The organism is Sphingobacterium sp. UBA2610, assembly GCF_002339225.1.
Lineage (GTDB): Bacteria > Bacteroidota > Bacteroidia > Sphingobacteriales > Sphingobacteriaceae > Sphingobacterium > Sphingobacterium multivorum.
Genome location: NZ_DDKA01000020.1, coordinates 51610 through 77154, shown reverse-complemented (window position 1 = coordinate 77154; position 25545 = coordinate 51610). Strand labels below are relative to the sequence as shown.

Here is a 25545-nt window from a genome sequence, read left to right as displayed (position 1 = left end):
AGTATTGGGGTAGTATGATAATATCACTTATGACCAGATCAGGTTGTTTTTCGTTGATCATAGCTAATGCCTGAACGCCATTACGGGCACCATAGACCGTATATTCTACCTTAAAAATGTCGGTAAGATAGCTGCGGATCGCATCGTCGTCGTCAACCAATAAGATACTGAATTTTTTGCTTGATATGGCCGTTGGAAATGTGGGAGCTGTTTCTGTCACCACTTGTGCATCGTATAGCATTTGAATCCCCGACTCGTTGCGGTGCGCTACATCTGCCAATGGTTCTTCGGCCGGCATTTGTTGTGCCACGATAGGCAAAACGAGGTCGAATGTTGTTCCCGCTGTTGCTGAACTCGTATAACTTATTTTTCCGGCGTGCATTTCAACAAAAGTTTTGACCAGATACATGCCGATCCCGAATCCCGTTTGTTTTTTGGGGCCAGTCAGTGGATCCGAAAAATATTTGTCGAATATTCTATCGCCAAGATGTTCGGGGATACCTTTTCCCGAATCCTTGATCTGAATGGTTAATTCCCTACCCTGTTGCGATAGAGCAATATGAATAGCGCCATCGGAAGGCGTAAATTTAAAGGCATTTGATATGAGATTGCATAAGATGATCTCAATTTTTTCTTTGTCAGCATTGACATAAATCGGATCGGAATTTTCCAGAAACTGGTAATCTATATTTTGCAATTTTGCCTGAGCAGCGAAATATAGAAATATTTCTTTCATAAAGCTTTGGCAGTCAAAAATACTGATTTTGAGCTGTTCGGCACCGTCCTCTGTTTTTCTAAATACAAGCAGCTGATCCACCAAGCTCAACAGTCTTTTGGCATTTCTATGCACAATCTGAAGGGAAGCGCTGTCCTTGGACTCGTTTTTGGTCTTTAGCAGATCTTTAATCGGATTAATAATTAAGGTCAGTGGTGTTCTAAATTCATGCGATATATTTGTGAAAAATGCATGCCTCTTCTCATTGAGCTCTCTTTCTTTCTGAATGGTAAATTTTGAAAGCTGTATCTCGTAATTTAAAGCGATTTGCCTTTTCCGATAGCGCAGATACCATAGTCCTATATAGGCAATAGCCAGCGTGTAAAGCAGGTAGGCCCACCAGCTTCTATACCAAGGCGGAAGAATTTGAATCTCGAGTTTAATCTGTTTATTCGTCCAGTTGCCTTCCGAGTCGGTCGATTGAATATGAAGGATATAAGTGCCTTCATGCAGACCGTTGTAATTTATTGATCGGGTAGACCCTGCATCGTTCCATCCTTTGTCCAATCCTTCCAATAGATACCTGTATTTTATCTTTTGTGGGGAATCAAACTCCAGGGCTGCAAACTCCAGCGAAAAAGTGGATTGATTGTAGGGGAGCGTCAATTTATGAATGCTATGATCTTTTCCAATATCGACCCGGTCGCTCAGGTCGGCAATCTTTTTATTGTTAATTTTAAGGCTTGTGATAGCTAAGGCAGGTTCATAAATTTTCAGTTTAATGCTATCGGCGTCAAAGATGTTAAAACCGTTGTTCCCTCCGAAAAGAAGATGGCCGTCTTTGAGCTTAAGAGCTGCCCCATAGGAAAATTCGTTGCTTTGAAGTCCGTCAGTTTCCTCGTACCGTACAAATTTTTTAGTGGAAGGATCGAACTTCGAAAGCCCATTAAAGGTGCTTAACCACAATTTTCCAGTTTTATCTTCCAAAATATTAAGTACGGCATTGTTGCTCAATCCTTCATTTGTGGAATAATTTTCGACAATCTTTTTTAAACTGATATCAAATGCCAAGAGCCCCTTTCCTTCTGTTCCCAGCCAAAGTCTGTTATTTTTTCCGAGCTGAATGGCACGAACAGGTTTTCCGATTAAATATCTGGAGATTTTTTTCGTCTGCTTGTTTAGCTGTATAATCTCATTGTAATTCCCCATCCAGATATTACCTTTCTGATCATCAGTCATACAATTGATATCATAGATGTCTTCGCTGAATACTTCAAATTGGTCGCTTGTCGGATTATATGTATATACTCTTCCCTCGGAAAATGTCGCTGCCCAGATCTTTTCATCCTGATCCTTAAAAAGTAACTGTATACTGTTATTTAGAACCCCAGTTGGCGTTCTACAAACATAATATTTAAAACCCGAGCCCTTTATGTAACGCGCAATGCCCATTTCGGTTGCGATCCACAATTCTCCATTAGTTCCAGTCAAAAGATGGTTTACCGTATTGTCTGGCAATTGCTGTGGCCCTTTTTGAAATGACTGAACCTGATTGGTCTTGTTATCCCATGCATAAAGACCATTGCCTTCGGTACCAATCCAGATCTTGTTATCATATTCAACAAAAGAACGGACAAATTTGTGCGCCAAGTTAAATCCCGCATAATGTTTCTGCTGTAAATAATTAAATTTATAGCCATTGTTATCAATCGTCTCAATGCCGCCCTTTCCGGTGCCGATCCATATTTTACGCTGGGAGTCTATGTAAACCGTATAAATGGTCTTGCTATTCAGTGAAAATTGAACGGGCTGTAGATTACTTTTGTTTTCTGCATTTCCATGAGATAGGTTAAGTATAAAAATGCCATTGTTTTGGGTGGCTATCCAAAGTTTGTTTTGTCCTTCCAACGTCAGCAAATTGATCTGACTCGATTTAAGCTCCTGCGGATACAATGTCGAAAGCATGCCGTCTTTGATTTTCCAAACAAATAATCCTTCGTAATTACCAATAAAGAGTTCACCGCTGTTTGTACTAACCATAGAGGTTGCACTGGTAATAACCTTTGATACAAGATGCAACTGCTGTGTTTTTTTATCGAAAGCATATAATCCGCTTCCCTCTATAAAAACCCATACCCCGCCTGCCGCATCAATATGTGTGGCGGATACATGGTAGTATAAGCTGGATAGGTTCGATTTATAATCTTTAAAAGCGATTTGCATGGCATATGCTTCTTTATGACTTTTGTAAAATAGCCCCCAGCCGTTTGTGCCTATATAAATATTATTGTCACTATCGATTTGAATGGATTTTGTGTCAGCGTTGAGATGATATAACCGTTTCGATTTTTGGTCTCTATAATTTAAACGGGAGAAGGTATCAAAATTTCGGTCGTAGGTTCCAATCCCTTGACCGGTTCCTATCCACAATTTTTTATTGTGGTCTTCTGCTATACAATAGATATAATTATGCGGAATGCTATTTTCGTTATTTAGCTGGTTTCTATAGGTTTTTATATCGTAACCGTCGAATCTGTTAAGCCCGTCGAAGGTACCGAACCACATAAAGCCCTGACTATCCTGAAATATGGATTTCACCGAACTATTGGATAAACCTCTATTCATCTCCTTGGGAAATTGTGCTAGGCTCAGCATACTTGAGTGAACAAGGATGAGAACGAATACCAGGATTAAGGCCTGACGAGAATATGGGAGTCTGTTGAAACTAGGCATGTTAGCAGTTTTGTTCGTATGGTATTTCCGATATCAGGTAAAATTATCGATTTATCCTTATCATAGGTTATTATCTTGAAAACGACTATTTGCAATTGAAAACAGTCAAATTGAAGATTGTATGGCTAAAGATACGATTGTTTTTTAAAATAAGTGTATATTGTACGTTTATATAAAAGGGCCTGTATTACAGCTAACATTGTTGCTTTATAAAGCAAAAAAAATCGAGAAGAAAGTAATGAGTGTATCCATTAAATAGTGTACAAACCAATTTAAAGTAGCTTTTGTGCTCGTTTATCAAAAAATACTATACATCTAAATATATGCGGATCAATTTAATCTTATGTCTATTGTTTGTAGGACATTTTTCATTTGGACAGCAACTGAACAAAGAAACCGTACTTGCTCAGCTAAGTAAGGCAAATCAATACTGGCAGTCTCATCATAAGCCCGAGGTTTGGGCTTTTTGGGATCAGGCAGCTTATCATACCGGAAATATGGAATTCTATAAGATTTCAAAATCAGCGGGCGACTTAAAATATGCTGAGGATTGGGCCAGATACAATGATTGGAAAGGTGCCAAGTCTACCAATACGCAACTTTGGAAATACAACTATGGGGAAACAGACGAACACGTTCTTTTTGGTGACTGGCAAATTTGTTTTCAAACCTATATCGATCTCTATCATTTATCGCCAAGCCCTGAAAAGATTGCACGTGCTCAGGAAGTGATGGAATATCAGATCCACTCCAATAAACAGGACTATTGGTGGTGGGCCGATGGTTTGTATATGGTGATGCCCGTGATGGCTAAAATGTACAAATTGACAGGCAATTCACTTTATCTGGATAAGATGTATGCTTATTTACAATATGCCGATAGTATCATGTTTGATCGGGAAGAGAAATTGTATTACCGCGATGCAAAATATGTCTTCCCCAAACACCAGAGTTTACATGGCAAAAAGGATTTTTGGGCTCGTGGCGATGGCTGGGTGTTCGCTGCATTTGCAAAGGTTCTTCAAGATCTACCTCAGGAGGATAAACATTATACCTACTATCAGGAGCGCTTTAAGGATATGGCGGCCGCTATCATTAATTGCCAACAGCAGGAGGGATTCTGGACTCGAAGCATGTTAGATCCCGAGCATGCTCCCGGCAGGGAAACAAGCGGAACGGCTTTTTTTACTTATGGGTTGCTCTGGGGAATAAATAATGGCTTGCTAAGCGATTTTAAATTTAAAGATGCTGCGGTTAAAGGCTGGAAATATCTTAGTGAGATCGCTTTACAACCCGATGGCAGAATTGGGTATGTACAACCTATTGGTGAAAAAGCTATCCCCGGACAGGTGGTGGATACCAACTCTACAGCTCCTTTTGGTGTAGGTGCGTTTTTATTAGCCGGCTCGGAAATGTATCGTTATTTAGCTCAAAAATAGATTGGATTTGAAAATGAAAAATAAGATTTTATTGTTCTTTGTTATTCTTCTGACAGGCCATACTGTCTTTGGACAGGGCGTGAAGAAGAAACCTGCATCAACAAAAGAGACGGATAGAGCTTTTTGGCTTAAAGAAATGGATCATATGCTGCGTCCCGTTCTCCGCAGTCTGGCCCATGATAGCCTGCGGTTAACTATGCCACAAATGACTTCTATACACGTGGATAATAAGGAACAGCGCATCAAAGTACAATATGTTGAAGTCTTGGGAAGGGTATTGTCAGGCATAGCACCCTGGCTTTCCTTGGATGGCGGTTCGGCTGAAGAGATAAAGTTACGCGATCAATATAGAGCATGGACTGTTCAAGCACTTAAAAATGCTTTGGACAGCAATGCGCGTGATTTTATGCGTTTTGATCTCGGTGGCCAACAGCTTGTTGATGCCTCGTTTATCGCTTTGGGATTTATGCGTAGTCCTTGGTTGTGGGATCATATCGACAATCAGACAAAAAAGAATTTGGTAGCATCTATAAAAATTACGCGCCAATTTCGGCCGGCTTATTCAAATTGGTTACTCTTTTCAGCAATGAATGAAGTTTTTTTAGCGAAATATTCGGATGATTGGGATGTGATGCGCGTTGATTATGCGCTGCAGCAATTGGAACAGTGGTATGTTGGAGATGGAATGTATATGGATGGTCCGCATTATGCGTTTGATTACTATAATAGTTATGTTATCCATCCCTTCTTGGCCGGAATTATGGATTTCATACAGTTGAAAACTAAAAACTATGATGGGATGTTTGCAAAAATCAAGCTCCGAAATGAGCGCTATGCCATTATTCAGGAGCGGTTGATCAATGCCGACGGTAGTTTTCCTCCGACAGGAAGGTCCGTAATCTATCGCGCGGCAGCTTTCCATCATCTTGCAGATATGGCGTTCAAGAGACGACTCCCTGGGGAACTTAGCGAAGGACAGGTGAAGGCTGCCCTGTCTGCGGTATTGAAAAAATCGACCGAAAACCCAAATACGTATGAAAATGGCTGGTTGACGCTGGGTATGTATGGTAATCAGCCGGGCTTGGGTGATCCATACAATAATCAGGGGAGCCCCTATTTATGTTCAGTAATTTTTTTGCCTTTGGGATTACCCGACAGAGATTCTTTTTGGACAAGTGAAGCGAGCGACTGGAGTGCACGGCGTATCTGGTCAGGACAGGACTGGCATAAAGATCAGGGTAAAGCCATTCAATAACCCCAAATTCCGGGAATAAGTCTCCTTTCAAAAGGATCTGGTGGGCTCAACAAGTGTATAAAAAATTCAATGAAACAATATCTAAATCAACTAGTAAGAGTGGGGATGCTCACTTGCGCGTGTCTCTTGTTTATTTACAATGCACAAGGGCAGAAAATTAAGAATACGCTTGTCGGAAATGGCTGGGCAAAGAACACAGTCAACACAACCGTATTTCGTAAAAATTCATTAACCAGCAATGGTAAATACCAATATATCGCTTATTATGATGAAGCTGGATATGTAGTTTTAGGCCAGCGATTACTTTCTGGCAAGGTATGGAAGTTGCGACGTACCGGCTATACCGGGCATGTGAAGGATGCTCATAATGTGATTAGTATTATGGTGGATAAGGCTGGATATCTCCACGTTTGTTGGGATCAGCATGACAGCAAGTTGAGATACGCACTTACCCTTCACCCCAATAGTCTTGTGCTGGGTTATGAGCAAGCCATGCTAGGAAAAAATGAATCAAAGGTAACCTACCCCGAATTCTTAAAGTTACCCAGTGGCGAGTTATTGTTTTTATATCGTGACGGCGGATCCGGCCACGGTAATCTTGTGGTCAATAAGTACGATAGTAAGCAGCAAAAATGGGAGCGGATGCATAGCAATCTGATTGATGGCGAGGAACAGAGAAATGCCTATTGGCAAAGTTATGTGGATCGTCGGGGGACGATACATCTTTCTTGGGTCTGGCGGGAGAGTCCCAACGTGGAAAGCAATCATGATATGGCTTATGCATGTTCAAAAGATGGCGGATTAACCTGGCAAAAGAGTAATGGAATGCGGTACGATTTGCCCATGAGAGAATCTACGGTCGAGTATGCGGCCCATATACCCCAGCAGCACGAATTGATTAATCAAACCTCTATCGCTGCGGATGAAAAAGGGAATCCTTTTATCGCTAGTTACTGGCGTGATGCAGGAACACAGATCCCGCAATATAAGGTAATCTATTTACAAGAGGGGGAATGGAAGATCCGGTCTTTTGATTTTAGAAAAACACCTTTTAGTTTGAGTGGTGGTGGAACAAAGGATATTCCAATCGCCAGGCCCCAGGTGTTGGTTCGCGGAAAAGATAATAAAATAATGTTGACGCTGGTCTTTCGGGATCAAGAGCGCGGTTACCGACCTTCGATACTGAGGTTGAATGGCATGCATCAAGAGGCAAATGACATTGTTGATCTTTGTGAGCAGTCGGTAGGGGCTTGGGAACCTACATATGATACCCAGTTGTGGCAAAAGAAACGTAAAGTTGCTTTATTTTTGCAGTCTACAGTGCAAAAGGATGCTGAGGGACTCGCTGATGCTCCCGCGACAGCAATACGGGTAGTAGAATGGCGTGATTGAGAAAGAGATTGCTGTGTTTTTTTTATATTAGAGAATACTATTAATACCCTAGCGCTAAAATATTAAAAAATCATAAAAAGTAAACCGTACGTTATGAAACATTCAACCGTATTTGTCTTGTTATTTCTAATCTTTACACATGTGTTTGGACAAAAAAGTAAAACAGTCCTATATGTAATCGGAAATATTCACGATAGTGTTCCAAATTATAATGCTCAAATTTTGGTTGGAATTCTTAACCATATTAAGCCTGATATTATTCTTCATGAAGTAGACCGTGAAGGGATGAAGGAATATGAAACTGCTCAGTATAGCCCCGAGGGAAATGAAATAAAAGCAAGCAATCTTTATTTGATGAAGAATCCACAAACCCTGAGATTTCCATTTGATTTTGAAGGAAGAAACAAATACCGTAAAGAAAAAGGCATGGTACCTACTGATAACTTAACCGTTAAATTGATCGACAGTTTGTACCGTGCTCAAAAATTGACCGGCGGGCAAGCCAATATTTACCAAGAATTTCAACGTATCACGGGAGATTTAATAAAAATTGCCACGTTATCTCCCGAAAATTTCAATAATCATACTACGGATAGCATTGCTGAAAAAAGACAATATTATCAATATCAAGAATTACTGAAAATTACAGATGCAAGGTCTGAGTTTTCAGAAAGGTTTGTCACAAAACCCGATGGAGACAAGATCAGTTATAAAGATGGATTCAGATTAATGTCAGACTTCTGGGATTTAAGAAATCAAACAATGGCATCCAACATCTATGAGATAGCTCGAATATATCCAGGTAAAAAGATTGTCGTCTTAACAGGTTTTCTACACCGCTATTATTTGATAAGAGCGCTAAATAAGCTCAATAAAAACGAATTTGTACGCAAGGAATTTTATCAATAACAATCATAATTACGCGAAAGTATAGTGGATACAAATTCTTACTCCACTTTTAAACTGTCGACCGGATTAGCTTTTGCAGCGGCTATTGCTCTGGTACATAGGGTTAGAATGGCAATTACCAGTGCGATGATCCCGGCACCTACAAGTATCCACCAGCTGACCGAAATGCGATAAGCGAACTCTTGCAGCCACTGATTCATCAATAACCATCCGATCGGCAGTGCAATTAACAGGGCTATACCGACCAGTTTAACCATATCAGAGCACAGTAGATAAACCAGGTTGCTGAGTGTTGCACCTAATGTTTTGCGTATACCGATTTCTTTTATTCGCAATTGGATAGCGAATGTGATTACACCAAATAGCCCTAAACAGGCAATAACGATAGACAATAAGGCAAAAATTAAGAGAATTTGACCCTGTTTTATTTCCGAATTGTATTGCTGTTCAAAGGTTTTATCTAAAAATGTGTATTCTAAAGGATAATCGGGGACATATTTACTGTAAACTTTGTTTATATGCGAAATTGTATGGTCTACATTTGTCGATTTCATGCGAATATAAATATTATCCATTTCCATTTTATTAGCTGGAAGTTCTAGGATAAGAGGCTCTATTTTGTGCTGAAGCGAATAAATATGAAAGTCGCTGACGACCCCGATAACAGATTTCAGGATAGATTTTCCAGTTGTGTCTCTTCCAAATTCGATCCTTTTGCCTATCGCGTTTGTCCAGCCTTGTTTTTTTGCAAATGCTGCGTTTATAATGACAGAGGCGCTATCTGTTGGCATGGTACTGTCGAAATTTCTTCCCTTAACCAGTTGAATATGCATTGCTGGGATAAAATTAGGGTCAATTTTTAAGGTATTGGCGAGTGTAAAGTTGGGATCAATTTTTCCATTATTTTCAACATTGAAAGTTCCCACGCCAATGTCGTTTTTCCCAATTGGATTGCTGGCGAACGCTACTTCTGTGATATGGCTATCTTCAAGTAAGCTATTTCTGAACTCGTCGCCTTTATTGCGAGTGGATTCATTGTCCAGATGGAAAACCATGACCTGATTTTTGTCGAAACCCAGGTTTTTTGTAGTCATAAAATTCAATTGTAGAAAAATCACCATGGTGGATACAATAAGCAATACTGCGATTACAAATTGAAAAACCACAAGTGATTTTCTCAGTAGATGTTGGAAGCCATGTGTTCCGATCTGATTTTTTAGCGAAGGAATAGTCTTTAGTCCTGCAAGTATTAAAGCTGGATAAATACCGGTAGTGAATACTAAAAATACGATAAATGGAAGTACAAACAGTAAGGTTTTCCCTATTCCAAAATGCCATAAATCCAATTGCTTACCGATCATTTGGTTTAGCCATGGAAGAAAAGTTGAGGCCAGCAATATGCTTAACAATGCTGCACAAAAGATGATTAAAGACGTTTCAACAAGAAACTGCTTGGTTAGATTTAAAGTGCTGGATCCGATTACTTTCCGGACGGCAATTTCTCTCATCCTTATTGAAGCCTGCGCCGTCGTGATATTAATATAATTTACGATCGCAATTAAGAGTACTAATGCACCGACAATGGAAAAGATGTAAACATATTTGATATTGCTATTATTGCCGAGCTCATAACTTAGATTAGAATGCAGATGGATATCCGTAATTGGTTGTAATTCGATTTTATAATCAAAATCGAGATTCCGTCCATGAATATATTTTTTTACGATGTAAGGAAGTTTTTTTTGAAGTTGGGGCAAGTATGACTGATCTTTTAATAGTACGTAAGTATAAAGGTAAAGTCGATTCCAATCAGGATTAAAGTCTTTTGAAAAGGAACGGATAGCTCTGAAGCTGAAATGTGTATTTTGAGGTACATTTTGTATAACAGCCGTGACAAGGCTGGGTTCAGATTTATTGAAATAAAGCGTTTTATTGACTGCTGTTTCTACGGATCCAAACAATTGTACGGCTAAGTCTTCTGTCAGTACAATAGATTGGGGATTAGCCAATGCCCTTGCAGGATTGCCAGCAAGAAAATTATAGTCAAATAGATTGAAGAAATTCTTGTCTGCGAGGAAGATTTCGTTGACTTTTGTTTGTTGATTATCAATGGTAATTATGCCTCCGCCCTCGATATCGAATCGGGTGGCTTCTTTTACGCCGGGAAATTCATCTTTAATAACATTTGCAAGGGGACCTGCAGTTCCTGTTATATCAAAGGAACCGCCATCCCATTTTCCGTGAGAAACAACGCGATATATACGGTCTGCCTGCGTAAAATAACGATCATAACTCAATTCATCATTCACAAATAAGAGGATAATCCAACATGCGGCTAGGCCCAACGATAATCCTAGTATATTGATTAAGGAGAAGATTTTGTTTCTGAACAATTTCCGCCAACCGACTTTTAAGTAATTATACATGATTTCCTAATTTTAATCTTAAAAATTCATTGCATTTCATGTCATTTTTATCTCATGCAACATGCTTGAGATCAATTGGTTTTAAACGCATCAATAGTTTTGCCTAAACTTTAAGTTTTTGATGTTCAGTGTTTTGTTTGTTTTTGTAACCGTATTAAATTGTTCGATTGTGAACAATACTGTTCGCTTGCGAACGGAGAATGGAAAATTAGATTACTTCTAGAAGACACGCTGAAATACATATTATAGGTCAAGAAAATAACGAAATAATTTCTACAATTGACCAAATGTTTTTACAGTTTTTTTTAGTTTTGATAAATTATTAATCGTTAGTTTATGTGTAAAATTATCTTTTTTATTGTATGTTTTTCTGTATTCAATATCTGTCGTGCCCAAAACAAGGAAGTAACCAAATTAGTCGATCAATTCATCGATACACTAGAGGCTCATTCTTTTATGCGTAGTAGAGTCGATTTCGATAAAATGCGTCAAGAAACAAAGTTGAACGTCAGGAATATTAATTCGACTGATTCATTAATGCCAACTTTTAAAAAGATAGTTGCAGGTTTAAATGATCATCATTCGAGTGTACATAGAGTTAAAGGTACCACAGATGAATTGGCGTTAATTAAAAAGTATGCTTCCACAACCTACGCACAACTAGGGATGCCTGGGCCAAATTTTCAGCATCGATTGATCGAAGATAAATATGCATACATTAACGTTCCTGGTGTTGATCTGGAACATCGCATGTATATTGACACTTTACAAAAGCAGTTGCTTGAACTAGATGGAAAACAACCTAAGGCTTGGATTATTGATTTAACGGAGAATGAAGGTGGTAGTTGTGCTCCGATGATCATTCCCTTTCATGCTCTCATAGATACCACACAAACCTTTTGTTATTTTGATGGAACATTGGACAAAGACGGAAAGGAGGTTTTGGTAGATAAATTTCAGATTCCCCAAAATGGTTTATATATAGACAATGATGTGGAAGCAAAGTATTTTAAATTTGATACTGTTCAAGTCTTACCGCTTGTAAATAATAAGATACCAGTAATTATTTTGATTTCGGGAATAACGGGAAGCTCAGGAGAGATTGCTGCATGTCATTTTTTAGGACAAAAGAATGTGACCGTCATCGGAACAAAGTCAGCTGGTTTAACATCAGGTAATGAACTTTATTATGTAGATAAAGGATATTCCATTAATTTAATGACTGCCTTGTTGCACAATAGAAAAGGAAAATCGTATGATGTTGGAGAACGAATAAATCCAGATATAACGATTACGTATCCGGAGAATATTCAAAGCCGTAAAGAACAACATCAATATATATTAGAAAATAAATCAATATTTATCAATAGGGCACTTGAGTTTTTAACCTCTGGAGGTATTTAACTTCTATTAGAACATTTTTTCGGTTTTTCGCTATCAGCTTATTGTTTTAATCTTCAATACGCATTTGTTGGATCAATTTGAGAGCTTGTTCTTTCCAGTCTCCGATAAAGGGCTCAAGATCTGAATAACAGTTTTCATAAGTATAAGACCATTCTTTAATTTGGTCATCTGGTAAATAAATTGAGAGATAGCTTTGCTCATCGTTCTCAGTTTTAAATGCATAAACTAAATACTTTTTATTATTCTCGGTCAATTGTCCCAGATAATCAATTTGTTGCGACTGCATATCCCATTCGGATTCCATGTAATCGTTTACAACAATTTTTCCAATTTCAATTTGCTCCTTATACCTGGGGGCTATCAAATCTTCGCGTTTTTTCTCTTTAAGCCCCCTCATCAATACTCCCCTTTGCGATATATTAACATTGATGCTATCCATTAATTTTTGATTCAATGGCAGACCGAGAACCAAAAATTCAGTTGCGGTGGAGGCTCGCAGATAACCTATTTGTGTATTAGCGAGCAACTGATGTTGATATTTTAGTAGTGAATCTTTTTGATCATATAAACCCAGTATTTTCACATAATCGCTTATCCAATAAGGATCGAAACTATCCTCTGATTCCTGTTCGGAAGTAAATTTGGACAGGTCTTTGGCTAGATATTTCATTACATTCGGCAGATAAACCTTTACCATTTCACGGCTATTGCGTACAGTGCTGTCCTTAGCGATTTCTAAACAAATATTTAATAGTGTAGGTCTGTAATTATCGATAGCAAATAATGGAATGACCTGTTCTAAATTCTCAGCTACGTATTTATGGGAAGTGCGTAAAGGCTGTAGTAATTGCCATACTTGGTAATCAACATCGGGTCGATGATGATTTAATGCCTGGAGATACCATTCAAGCTGTGTTGAATCTATTTCATAGATGGTCGGGAAGATTGCGATTTTGATCAGGTCTGGTGTTGTCGGATCCTTAAGTATATTTTTTAAAAGAGGTATGCTCCGTTCATCATGATTCTTTACCAAACTATAGATCAGGTTTCTTCGAAGCCCACTGTTCTGCTCGTCATCGACCTGTTTTCGGACCAATGTTTTATAAATTAGTGCTAGGTCATTTTTATCAAATTTGTAACTGAGCTCTAATGTGTTTTTTGCGTTTTGGCTAACGAGAGAATCAGCGCTATAGATATCTTCAAAAAGAGTTGCTGCTTTTGAGCTATATACGTCAAAGTTCGCTGTAGTACCTGTATAACGGACGGATTTGATAATCCTGTTTATATCTATTTTTTCAACTGTTTCTTGTGTGCCGATAGCATCAAATCCATAGGATATATTGCCTCTGATCCAGATCGCTTTTTTATGATAGTTAGCTGTTAATGAATCGCTACTTGTGTAGATTGCAGCGGTTATATTGTCGGATCGTAGTGTGTCGTAATGGACCATTTTCTCAGATTTCTTTTTTGCAGTAGCCTGTATTTCGGCATATAAACTGTCGGTTTTTTCCAGCCGATAATATTTAGGCAGTTTAGTGATTTCCAAGAGAAAGGATGTGCTTGAATTGCTGTCGGCTGCGGCATAAATATGAGATTCGCTATCAAGTTGCTCAGCTACATCCTCATTTTTTATCTTTATCAACGATGTAGCAGGAAGTTTTAGCCTCATACTGTTTACGGTGAAATCTTTCCAGTCGGCTTCCTTAAAAGGAACCATACGGAAGGAATTAAAAAAAGCGCTATCCATTTCTTTATTATTCTTATCTAGGTTTTCCTGAAGTACCTGATAAATTCGGTTCCCGCGGACCCATGTTTCTGCGAATAGGTTTGATTTGTTCAATTGGGCTTTTATTGCCATGCCCGTTATATTCTCCTTCTCCCTTGGCTCAACAGAGGTAACGGTAAGCGCTGGATTTTTTTTAAGGCTGTTTTTGAGCGTTTTCAGCATCAAGGATCTGTCAGTCATGATATAGCCAATCGGATAATCGTGATACTGAACCATATAATTTATTTTTCGATCCCTATCCATTGAAAAATAATTATGTATGCCATATTGGAGCTGTTTATCTCCAAGCTGCTCTGAACCTGTCTGGTAAAGGTATTGAATTTGCGTCGGCATTTTTATTGCAAAAGCACCAATGTCATTGACAGATTCATCTATTTCAGCAGGGCCGTCGAGAGGAAGGATTGTGAAGCCATTGAAAAAGCGGTCCGACAAATACCTGTCTAATGGACTTTTGCTGGTAAAGGCCGATAAGCTATATAATGTATTGTTCTTTAGCCAGAATTCCCATTTAACCTCCATGCCATTATTTGCGGTGATCAACTGCATACCTTGGGCACCATCTTTTTCAAGAAATTGCTGAGCTACAATAGGGAACTTGCTTTTGGCAGTTTTTCTTTCGTATTCTTGTTTTAAAATTTCTTTCGCAGTAAGTCCATTCAGATCACCAACAAATTGAGCCGACACCATCAGTTCTGTTTCTGTGCTCAGATCACCATAGATGATGTTTGTTGCACCCAATGTATTTATCCTGTAGATATAACTTTTTGGTAATTGGACAGTATATCCAAAGATAGAGTCCTTTTGGGGCATCCATTCCATCGTACTGAAGTCTATTTTATATTTAGAAGCCAGATCTGTTTTTTTTGTCTTAACGGGGCGGAGCTTATAGCCTTCATTTTGTAAAAGGTGGATGAGTCCTAGGTCACCTGCAAGATGAGCGGCCCCCACGACCGCGCAGAGCGTACCTTTATCGAGCTGCAAAATTATATTTTTTAGCATCGTGTTATTCCTTCTTTGCATTTCTTCAAGATCAATATGGGGTGAAATCGCGTTCCAAACACCAGCCAGGTCTCCAGAGCTATACAGTTGCATCATATCCTCCAGATACTTATAGTATTTTGTACTATCACTTTTGTTCGCGAGATGAACCAATTCGTTACTACCATCAACATCCAGTTGATTTTCTATTGGCTCGAGGCCAACAATATATTTTCGTTGCGATTTGGCTAGGCCATAGAGATAAGCATCCAGTACGGCGGTAATATCGTCCGGTTTATCGTTGCTGGGATTCATGAGATATTTAACAATAAGCGGAGAAGCCATTTGCTGGGAATCCGGCATCACACCATACTCCTTTTGATAGCGTTTTACAAACTCTTTTTTTTGTACTTCGGTAAGCGCTATCTTTTTAAGTGTTGATTTTTTGCTGTATCGAAAATCCCATATCTGTTTATACAGCGTATCGGGGTGTACTTCCAAAGCCAGTGCATCTGTATTAGCAATAGCCACAAATATAGAATCATTGCTATTGATCAGACGCCGGTCTTTTAAATGTACAGAGCCTAACAGGTAAGAAGGTTTAGTTAGCCCCTTTCCGGTAATCTCCCATAAAAAGCTTGTGTATTTTGTTTCTTGAGCATTAGCGTTGCTTATAAACGAAGTGAGACAGGAAAAAATAAACACCCATAAAAGGAGTTGCGTGTATTTTGTGGCGCTGACAGATTTATACATTTGGTTGATAGATCAATATTATGGTTCTAAGAAATGAAGCTAAAGCTATTTACTTGGTAGCATATCTTACTATGGCTGAAAATTGAATTGATCGTATAAGATTCAAAATCAAAATAATCTATTAAAAATAAATAAATTTCAGTAGATGCGCAACAGAACCTCCTTTAAAATCTTTTGTTCACAATTGTTGAATCCTGGTTTTCAGTTTTAATTAAATGAGCGTAATTCAGGAAGTATAATTCATCTTTTAGCCAGCATTTAATAGGGTGTACGCATGTGAACAATATCGCTATAAACTGTTCGCATCCGTACAGCTACTTTTTCTGAAAAAGATATGGAATATGCTTTAAGAGGCTATAGAAGCCGTTATTGAACGCACAGGACAACTGGTATAGTATTTGGCACGAAGCTAATAAAATTGATCTTATGTTCTTTATGCATTTTGAAGTTCACCTTTTCATTTCAGTCATTCACCGAGTTTTCCTAATCGTTAGTCTAAAGCCGATAGGCTAGGGGCCTATTGTGTCGTAGTTTTGAGTCAACAAATAAGAACAAAAACCATCATGAGCATCGATGGAAATGCTCATGATAGCTTCATCACAATTGAAGAACAAATTATTTAGATGAAAAACTTACACGATAAAATAAAGATATTATGAAAAAGCTAGTAAAAACAGTCGTAGCAGCAGCCTTAATCGCAATTTCAACATGTGCAATGGCAGCTGAAGGTCCCGGATCAAAATCAGCAAAAACAAACGTTAACCTATCAACAGCAGACTTTGCTTTAGAGCACTATGTTGCTGTAATGACTGAAGGTGAATCGGCTGGTGTAGAACAATTGTTTGCTGAGGATTTTAATCAAAAGGTCCAAACGGCAAACCTGAAGTCAAATAGCCGTAGTGAAGTGGTTAAGTCCTTGAAAAAACAAAAAGGCGAGAAGCTAAACTGTACAGTGAATACAGACGTTCTTGAAGAATCAGCAGATTATATGGTGGCCAGGGTTACCTTGAAATTTGAGGATTTCACCAAGACCGATCTAGTGACTTTTGTCCGTGAAGGAAATGACTGGAAAGTGTCCAAATCGATCAATTCGTATAAATAGGAGTCATTTTAATTCAATATATAAGTTGTAGGGCCACATCAGGAGATGTGGCTTTTTTTATTTTATTGCGGACAGTTCGTTTTTCTAACTCTAACTTACGAAACGTGGGCTAACATTCAGCATCGTTATACGTGAATTTGTTAATCATCATTTGCTTCTTTCGGGACAAATGCTCACTTATGGCAGGAACCAAGTTATCTTATAGATACGTATCTCTTTGCTGTTTCTTTGCTTTTTTACCAATGAAACACCGAAGAAACACCAAAGAAATAGCAGACGAAGCCCAAGCCAATCCCAAAGAAGACCCGAACAAAGAGCAAAGAAACACCAAAGAACCGGCAAAGAATCAGCAAGGAATAAGCATAGCAATTTCATTAAAAATTCTCTTTTTTAACTAAATCTTGACCAATAGTGGTGTATCAGTTAATTGAGTGAAATCAATGAAATACGACGAATATTCTTAAGTTTGCGGCATTAACCTGTATTATATTCAAAAAGTGATTCAATTTAGTTTAGACACTCGGTTGAAGTTCCCACTTTAATAGTTATAGCATAAAAAGCTTATTAATATCAAATGAACACAAATAGATTATTGTTATTTTTATTATTGCTATCCGTCACATTGAAAGGCTATGCTCAAGAAGCATTTGAAGGCGAAATTATTTATCAAAATAGCTTTCAAAGTAAGAATTCAAGCGTCACTAGTGAACAAATGAAGATTCTTCTAGGTGATAAGCAAGAATATTTTATTAAATCGGGGAATTATAAATCGTGCACAAATGGTGTCGGTATAACAATGCAGTTATATATTGGTGAAACCAATAGACTTTACAATAAGACGAGCCGATCCGACACACTTTATTGGTTTGATGCCGATGTGAAATCAGATGCAGTTATAAGTTATGAGCTCGTTAAGAATAAAGAGAAAATATTGGGGGAAGATTGTGATGCCTTGATTTTAAAGACGCAAGGTGGGCAGACAACCTATTTCTACACATCAAAGTACCCTGTTGATTTTACGAAGTATCAGATGCATAGTTATGGAAACTGGAACTACTATTTATCAAAAGCCAAGTCTGTTCCATTGAAAATTGTGGTCGATAATGAGCAATTCAAAATGGAATCGGTAGCTCAAAAGATAGAAGCAAGGGAACTTCCTGACGATTTTTTTGCAATATCAGTCGATACACCGATAAAGAAAAGCAAATAAATCAACTTGGTCAGCAGACAGTAATCATTAATCTTTTGCTAGGCTTTTTATGCGGTGTGCGTATGCGAACAATCTATTTTGAAACTGTTCGTATGCGCACATTTTCTTTTTCGTAAAGAATCTTGAAAATGCCTTTAAATGTGCTGAGAGGCACAAATGTTCTTATTGTAGCCACTGGTATAGTATTTGGCATGCAGCAGCTAAGATGGTTGTTATATTCACCTTTACATTTCCGCCATTCACCGATATTCAAATACCGTTGGTCTAAAGTCCATAGGCCAGAGATATATTGAACTTTAGTTTTGGATCCCCAAGTAAGGGTATATAGACTAACACAATAGAACAAAAAGATAGTATGAAAGCATTCGTAAAAACAGTCACGGCAGCAGCTTTAATCTGCTTATCGTCAGTTGCCATGGCAGCTGAAAAGTCAGCATCAAAACCAGAAAAAATTAGCATTAATCTTTCCACAGCAGACTTCGCTTTGCAGCATTATGTTGCTGTAACGACGGCTGGAGAATCTGTGGGTTTAGAGCAATTATTTGCGGAAGATTTCAGCCAAAGGATTCAGGCTTCCAATATACAGACCTACTACGGACGCCAGGCTTTGATTAAATCTTTAAAAAAACAGCAGGGAGAAATTCTGAACTGTAAAACGCATATCAAGATTGTCGAAAAATCCACAGATTATATGATTGCAAAAATTGTATTGAAATTTGACAGCTTTAGCATGACTGACCTAGTGACTTTAGTTTATGAGAATGGCAGTTGGCAGGTATCCAAGTCAGTCCATTCCTATCAGTAAGAACCACTCTTTTATTTTTTCTTCTTGGCTCCATTATTGTATAAATTCAGTTGCCGATAGAGCAATGCAATAGCGTGTTTTGTTCTAAATCGTTGAAACGAAGCAACTATGAGGTGTAAATTACCGAATGTGCTTGAAATTCTTTAGTTTTGAATACACTAGTTAGGGATAACCCTATGTCTCCTCGGCAAAGGAACGTTTGGAACAATTCAGAAATACGGACGAACAATGATATTGAAAGAAAGAATCGGTCACAATTACCTGAAATACCTGTTTACTGGTACGCTTTCGGCTTTGCTGGTTACAGGTTATGCGCAGGAAGTGGGGAAACAACAGAAAGAAAAGAAAGAAAAACAACAGCAACAGCAACATAGTGTGCAAGGTGGCGGCGGAGAGGTTCAAACCATGGATTCCATTGATGTCGTACGCGATTACCGGCCTATGCTGGCCGATGCGGTCAAGGTGCGCCGCAGTCCGGATATGACGCATATCAACCGCGATGCTATCGAGACGGAGCTACGCCAGATTGCCACAGCCACCTATTTAGCACAGCAAAAATATAAACAGGCCTATTATCACGAATTGATGAAACGGCACCCAGACGCTTCGCAAAGTAATATCGATAATTATCGCATCAGCTATCTGGCTTATGGCGCTGGCGAATACAAAAGAGCGAGCGGTATGCTGGAGGCCATAAAACCTTCGGATGCCTTTTATCAGGGGGCGATCATGACATTGGGCCATATCGCTCTGGAGACTGGCGATAAGCAAGCTGCACGAAATGCTTTTGTCAAAGTGACAAAACTGGATTTAGACCAGCAAGTGAAAGCCGATGCGCTATTTAACTATGCTAAAATCTTGTTTGCAATGGACTCCACCCAAGCGGCACAAAAAGTCCTCGAGAAATATATCGAGCAGGAAGTGCAACCTGTCGATCCGGGTTCAAAAAGAAAGGAAAGTGCCGAAACACTATCCGCTGAAATCCTACGTGGGACCACCAACTTCCATGCTGGTGTTAGTATGCTGGAATCGTTAAAAGAGCGCGGTCGGGAAGTCAATGCGATCTATCAAAAGGTCACCTATTACCGCGGACTTGAGTTTTATAACGAGCGTGCTTTCGAAAATAGCATATCCATGTTTATGCGATCTGAAAAGTTTCCGGTCAATGCTGAAATGGCCGCTCTTGCGACCTATTGGAAAGCAGAGGCCATGTATGAAGTGCGCAAATTTGGTGAAGCCGTAGAAAACTTCTCCCAATTTCTAAGCCTGCCCGTCGCTCGGAATAGCGACCTGTATAATTATGCAAATTATGGGCTGGCCTATGCGGCCTACCGAAACAACCGTTTTGAGTTGGCAGCCAATTATTTTGAACGCTTTCTGACTGCTGGAGGAAATGCGGTGGATCAAAATATACGCTATGATGTCATTGCACGTCTGGGCGATTCGTATCTGTGTCTGCGCGATTACGGCCGGGCCAACAAATACTACGATCAGCTGATCAACAGCAAAGCGCCCAATCAGGATTATGCCTTATTCCAGCGCGGTGTTTTATTTGGTCTGCAAGGCGACAATGAAACCAAGCTCAGTACGCTGCGGTCGGTGTTGAAACAATTTCCATCTTCGAACTATGCAGATGATGCGGCCTTTGAAATTCCCTATACTTATTTCACGATGGGTGATTATAGCCGTGCGATCGAAGGGTTACAGGCAATGGTCGAAAAGTACCCTCGCAGTAGTTATATTCCCCGCGCCTTAATGACCATAGGACTCGTGCAGTACAACAATGATGAGCCCGAAGCGGCGAAAGCGACTTTCCAGAAGGTGGTGGAGAAATACACCCGAACTGCTGAAGCCGAGCAGGCCATGCGTTTCATTGAAAACATCTACCTCGATCAAGGGGATGCTTCAAGCTATATCCGTTATGCTGTCGGTACCAATGTCAGTAATCTGAGTCCCGCAGAGCTAGATAACATGGCTTTCCAGGCGGCGCAGTCGCTATTCGCCAGGGGAGAATATGGGGCGGCTGTAGAAGCGATCAATGCCTATTTTGATAAATTTCCAAAACCCAGACAAGAAAAATTCGCCCGTTATATCCGTGGAGTGAGTTCGTACCGCACCGGGCATCCACAGGAAGCACTGCATGATCTGAATATCATCCTGAACGACTGGACGAGTAAATATTCAGAGAATACCTTGCTGACGGTTGCTGCGCTATATCTGGATCTTAAAGAATACAACGAGGCCATTGTACACCTCAAAAAATTGGAGCTCAACGAAGAATATAAAAAGAACTATGGCTATGCGGTAACGAACCTGATGGTGTGTTACTTCGAACTCGGCGATATGGAGCAAATGGCTAAGTATGTGAGTCTGGTCAAAAATTACAACGGGGCAACCGAGGAGGAAATAGCGAAAGCGCATTTGTACAGTGGAAAAGCTTTGTTGAAAGAGAAAAATGTAGCGTCTGCCATGAAAGAATTCAACCTGGCTGCGCTGAAGAGTCAATCGGCTATCGGCGCAGAAGCACGGTATCGCGTAGCGCTTTTGCAGTACGATAACAAGGAATATGATAAGGCGCTGGAAACAGCCTTTGATGTGATTAACAATAGGGAAGCGCAAGAATACTGGGTTGCCAAGAGCTTCCTGGTACTTGCTGATGCCTATGCGCGCAAAGGCAATGCTTTCCAGGCGAAGAGTACCTTGAAAAGTGTGATTGACAATTATGACAAAAACGATGATATCGTGCCTGCAGCGAAAGAACGCTTACAGAAGTTGAAGTAATACTTCTGAAAATTTGGCATACGCCAGATGTGATAGAATTTTTCATGTCTTTCGAATGAAGAGGATCGTATGGAACATGAACCTAAAAAGCCCGAGAACAATCGGGCTTTTTACATTAAGTAGACTGCTATAAATCTGATAAGAAACCTCCCTAATAATTATAAACGGTATAAAATCCAAGAAGAAGAGCTGTTTCTTTATCACTTAGTCTCCATAAGTGAATGATTTTATTCACATCGTCCTTCATAGCGGATTAAATCCTAATTTTTGTACAAAAACGAACCATTTCTGAACAAATCAATACCATAGCGGTAGCCTGTCGTGGCTAATTTTGTACCGTATCCCAATAAATCAGTTTTGTTGAATCAGCACACTAAATGATAAACTATAGAAGTCGCTGGCACAACAGGAATAAAATAACCAATAGACTTGAAAATATGTTCAAAAACGAAATGATAAACAAACAGCTATTCTCAAATTGGATAATAAATTTTTTTTTAACGCTTTTATTGTGCACTTCTGGATTGCTTGGTTTTTCTCAAAAAAATAAAGGGAAAAGCGGTTCGGGCAACACCGGGTATATTTTATTAAAGCCAAAATACGATGGTCATTCAGTCTTGCGCAACCCTTTAAATGGTTGGGTAATGTATGCTCCCCGTAATGCCGACGATTCGTATTGGGATATCGAATATTTTGTGCCAGCATTGGGTAAAAAGGTAAAGGTCATCGATTATGCTTCGGCATGCTATGTACGCACGAGCTGGTCTTCTCTGAATCCCAGTGAAGGCGTTTATGCCTGGGATGATCCAAATTCCAGAATAGGAAAGCTCTTAAAAGGCGCGCAAAAGAGAGGGTTGCCCATAGCGCTCCGTATAGTGGTAGATGGCCGCGACCAGGGGCAAAATACACCCAAATTTGTGTTCGACCTTGGAGCCAAATATTATTTGGAAAATAAAAATCATCCCGATAGACAAACCCCTTATCCTCAGGATACGGTATTTAGAAAATACTACACCAAATTTATCACAGCTTTGGCCAAGGAATTTAATGATCCTGAAAAGACCTCTTTTATTGATGCCTATGGCTTAGGAAAATGGGGTGAAGCACATTATGTTGTCTATGAAGATCCCAAAATGGCAACGCCCGAAAGTACTGAAAAAATAAAGGAAGAAACCTTGGACTGGGTGACCAGTTTATATGCCAACACATTCACAAAAGTTCCTTTGGTTATCAACTACCATCGTCTTGTAGGTCATCCCGAAAGTTGGGGAGCAGTCAACCCGAACAGTGAACGCTTGTTGGATAAAGCTATTGATAAAGGTTATAGCTTGCGCCAAGATGCTTTTGGCATGACTGGCTATTACCAGAATTGGGAAAAGGATTTTGCCAGGAAATGGAATTTTAAGCGTCCTATCATTATGGAAGGGGGCTGGATTATTGCTCCAGGTAAGCACCGTTATTGGATAGACCCGAGTGGAAAATATAGAGAAGGTCATGATGAGGATGTTAGAAAAGGAGAGTTCGACCTGTCGGCCGAAGCCCATGTCAATATGATGGACTTTAGAGCGGGGGGAGAAACTGAATCCTGGTTTAAGTCCTTTGATCTGGTTCAACGGTTTATTACAGAAGGGGGGTACCGTGTATATCCAGACCAAATCAATCTCCCTCAAGATATCAAGTCGGGAAAGATAGCGCAAATCTCCCATCGTTGGCAGAATATGGGCTGGGGCTATTTTCCTAATAATATTCCACAATGGAACTACAAATATAAAGTTGCTTTTGCACTGTTAGATGCCAAAGGGAATGTTAGAAAGATTTTTGTAGATCTTCAGAGTGAACCGTCTGCTTGGTTGAAAGGTGCTGCTGCAAGTTATAAAATAAATGCAAAAGTAGATCTACCTGCAGGAATATATAGCTGGGCAGTCGCCATTGTTGATACAACCAAGGAAAATAAGCCGGCAATTCAACTTGCCCTTGATGGAGATTTGACGGCTCAGGGTTGGACAAAGCTTTCGGCATTGCAGGTAAAATAGAAAATTTTATAAACAATTAACACCTATTATGATAAAGCTGATCAATCTATCTTTGATATTGTCCCTTTTTTTTAGCCTGATAACCTCCAACCTTGTTGCTCAGCAGAATATGGCCAATGTGTATGGTAGGCGAACTCAATCATTAAATGGAAAGTGGGACGCTATTGTAGACTTATACGACCAGGGAAGAAAAAACCAAATCTATCTGAATAAAAAGGCCGAAAATAAGACTGATTTTTATGAATACGCTTTCGAGAATGGTCTCCGTTTAAATGTACCTTCGGATTGGAACAGTCAAATGCCTGAACTTAAATATTACGAAGGTACCATCTGGTATGGCCGCAAGTTCGATGTATTGAAAGAAAGTAACGAAAGGCTGTTCTTATATTTTGCTGCTGTAAATTACCGTTGTCGCATCTATCTCAATGGACAAGAGATTGCACAACATGAAGGTGGTTTTACTCCCTTTCAGATTGAAATAACGGATGCAGCTAAAGAAAACGATAATTTTTTGGCAGTTGAGGTAAATAATAGCCGGCAGGTTGATGCCATTCCGGCAATGGCCTTTGATTGGTGGAACTATGGCGGTATTACCCGAGATGTCTTTTTGGTCAGCACGCCAAAAGTTTTTATCGATGATTATTTTGTGCAATTGGACAAAACCAAAGCCGATAAAATCAATGCGAAGGTCAAACTTTCGGAAACGATGGCCAATTCCTCGGTAACTATTGAAATACCGGAACTACAACTAAAACAAACGCTTAAAACAGATGCTCAGGGGGAAGTAAAAACTTCATTCCTATCGAGAAAAATCAAACGTTGGTCGCCTACTGCACCCAAACTGTATAACGTGAAGATTTCAACGCGCGACGATCAAATAGAAGAGGAAATAGGTTTTCGCAATATTTGGGTAAAAGGGGAAGATATCTTCCTGAATGACGAAGCTATTTTTCTCAAGTCCATTTCATTTCATGAGGAAATACCTCAGCGCAAAGGTCGTGCTTTTTCACAGGCAGATGCAGTGATGCTGCTTTCAGAAGCGAAAGCTTTGGGCTGTAATATGATTCGTTTGGCGCATTATCCACAAAATGAATACATCGTGAGAACGGCCGAAAAAATGGGTTTCTTGTTGTGGGAAGAAATTCCCATATGGCAGGGCATCGATTTTGAAAATGAATCGACCAAAGATAAAGCCGGTAAAATGATGCGGGAAATGGTTGCTCGAGACAAAAATCGTTGCGCACTCGCTTTTTGGGGGGTAGCCAATGAAACCCAACCGTCCGAGCCTAGAAATGCTTTTATCAGGCATTTGATTGCTACATGCAGAGCCGTTGACACGACCAGGCTTATAACCGCTGCTTTTGATCTTGTTCGTTTCAATAAGGAGAAGGAAACCTTTGTTATGGATGATCCTTTTACGAAAGAATTGGACGTCGTAGCTGTCAACAAATATTTAGGCTGGTACCATTCCTGGCCAGTTTCTCCTAATAAAGCAGTATGGGATGTGGCAAAAGGCCAGCCTTTAATTATTTCTGAATTTGGAGGCGAGGCGTTGTATGGCAAAACGGGCGAAAAGGATGTCGTCAGTTCATGGAGTGAAGATTACCAAGAGACTTTATACAAAAACAACCTCGAAATGTTTAAGCATATCCCAAACCTGCGCGGAACTTCACCCTGGGTGCTATTTGATTTCCGTTCGCCTTTCCGTTTTCATCCGACCAATCAAGATGGCTGGAACCGAAAAGGACTGGTGTCGGATCAAGGCTATCGCAAAAAAGCCTGGTATCTAATGAAGAATTATTATGAGAATAAATAGAACTTCAA

Annotated in this window: 15 protein-coding genes; 12 read left to right on the top strand and 3 right to left on the bottom strand. The window is 39.5% G+C overall.

Going from position 1 to position 25545, the window contains the following annotated elements:
• Nucleotides 1-3448, bottom strand: a 3448-nt coding sequence (locus B4Z47_RS15105) for a two-component regulator propeller domain-containing protein (protein ID WP_286727472.1), incomplete at its 3' end; no start/stop codon positions are given.
• A 323-nt stretch (nt 3449-3771) separates the two neighbouring features.
• On the opposite strand from B4Z47_RS15105, the gene B4Z47_RS15100 reads away from it, so the two are divergent.
• The 4 genes from B4Z47_RS15100 to B4Z47_RS15085 all read left to right on the top strand — a co-directional run bounded on the left by B4Z47_RS15100 (nt 3772) and on the right by B4Z47_RS15085 (nt 8443).
• On the top strand, nt 3772-4887 hold the full coding sequence (locus tag B4Z47_RS15100) for a glycoside hydrolase family 88 protein (protein ID WP_075991417.1): 1116 nt from the start codon (nt 3772-3774) through the stop codon (nt 4885-4887).
• Between the two features lie 13 nt (nt 4888-4900).
• Nucleotides 4901-6142, top strand: coding sequence for a DUF2264 domain-containing protein (locus B4Z47_RS15095; RefSeq protein ID WP_115049802.1), 1242 nt, complete (start codon nt 4901-4903; stop codon nt 6140-6142).
• A 69-nt stretch (nt 6143-6211) separates the two neighbouring features.
• Nucleotides 6212-7534, top strand: a complete 1323-nt coding sequence (locus B4Z47_RS15090) for a BNR repeat-containing protein (RefSeq protein WP_286727470.1) — start codon at nt 6212-6214, stop codon at nt 7532-7534.
• Between the two features lie 93 nt (nt 7535-7627).
• Nucleotides 7628-8443: a hypothetical protein gene (locus B4Z47_RS15085; RefSeq protein ID WP_088160524.1), complete on the top strand. Its 816-nt coding sequence runs from the start codon at nt 7628-7630 to the stop codon at nt 8441-8443.
• Nucleotides 8444-8481: 38 nt separating this feature from the next.
• Here the strand turns inward: B4Z47_RS15085 and B4Z47_RS15080 are convergent, their stop codons facing one another.
• Nucleotides 8482-10869, bottom strand: a complete 2388-nt coding sequence (locus tag B4Z47_RS15080; RefSeq protein ID WP_088160525.1) for an ABC transporter permease — start codon at nt 10867-10869, stop codon at nt 8482-8484.
• Nucleotides 10870-11205: 336 nt separating this feature from the next.
• Here B4Z47_RS15080 and B4Z47_RS15075 point away from each other — a divergent pair, with 336 nt between their 5' ends.
• Entirely contained in the window at nt 11206-12273 is a 1068-nt protein-coding gene (locus B4Z47_RS15075) for a S41 family peptidase (RefSeq protein ID WP_115049804.1), read from the top strand.
• Nucleotides 12274-12319: 46 nt separating this feature from the next.
• Here the strand turns inward: B4Z47_RS15075 and B4Z47_RS15070 are convergent, their stop codons facing one another.
• On the bottom strand, nt 12320-15790 hold the full coding sequence (locus B4Z47_RS15070; protein WP_159332792.1) for a TraB/GumN family protein: 3471 nt from the start codon (nt 15788-15790) through the stop codon (nt 12320-12322).
• A 655-nt stretch (nt 15791-16445) separates the two neighbouring features.
• On the opposite strand from B4Z47_RS15070, the gene B4Z47_RS15065 reads away from it, so the two are divergent.
• From B4Z47_RS15065 to B4Z47_RS15035, 7 genes are all read left to right on the top strand, one after another.
• Nucleotides 16446-16892, top strand: a complete 447-nt coding sequence (locus B4Z47_RS15065; protein WP_088160528.1) for a nuclear transport factor 2 family protein — start codon at nt 16446-16448, stop codon at nt 16890-16892.
• A gap of 179 nt (nt 16893-17071) precedes the next feature.
• Entirely contained in the window at nt 17072-17290 is a 219-nt protein-coding gene (locus B4Z47_RS15060; protein ID WP_147282061.1) for a hypothetical protein, read from the top strand.
• Between the two features lie 176 nt (nt 17291-17466).
• On the top strand, nt 17467-18102 hold the full coding sequence (locus B4Z47_RS15055; protein WP_115049808.1) for a hypothetical protein: 636 nt from the start codon (nt 17467-17469) through the stop codon (nt 18100-18102).
• Between the two features lie 355 nt (nt 18103-18457).
• Complete coding sequence (locus B4Z47_RS15050) at nt 18458-18907, top strand: nuclear transport factor 2 family protein (protein WP_115049810.1); 450 nt, start codon at nt 18458-18460, stop codon at nt 18905-18907.
• 228 nt (nt 18908-19135) lie between these two features.
• Nucleotides 19136-21688, top strand: coding sequence for a tetratricopeptide repeat protein (locus B4Z47_RS15045; protein WP_115049812.1), 2553 nt, complete (start codon nt 19136-19138; stop codon nt 21686-21688).
• Nucleotides 21689-22332: 644 nt separating this feature from the next.
• Nucleotides 22333-23721: a DUF4832 domain-containing protein gene (locus B4Z47_RS15040; protein WP_201639625.1), complete on the top strand. Its 1389-nt coding sequence runs from the start codon at nt 22333-22335 to the stop codon at nt 23719-23721.
• A 28-nt stretch (nt 23722-23749) separates the two neighbouring features.
• Nucleotides 23750-25537, top strand: coding sequence for a glycoside hydrolase family 2 protein (locus B4Z47_RS15035; RefSeq protein ID WP_286727466.1), 1788 nt, complete (start codon nt 23750-23752; stop codon nt 25535-25537).
• The last annotated feature ends 8 nt before the right edge of the window (nt 25538-25545 follow it).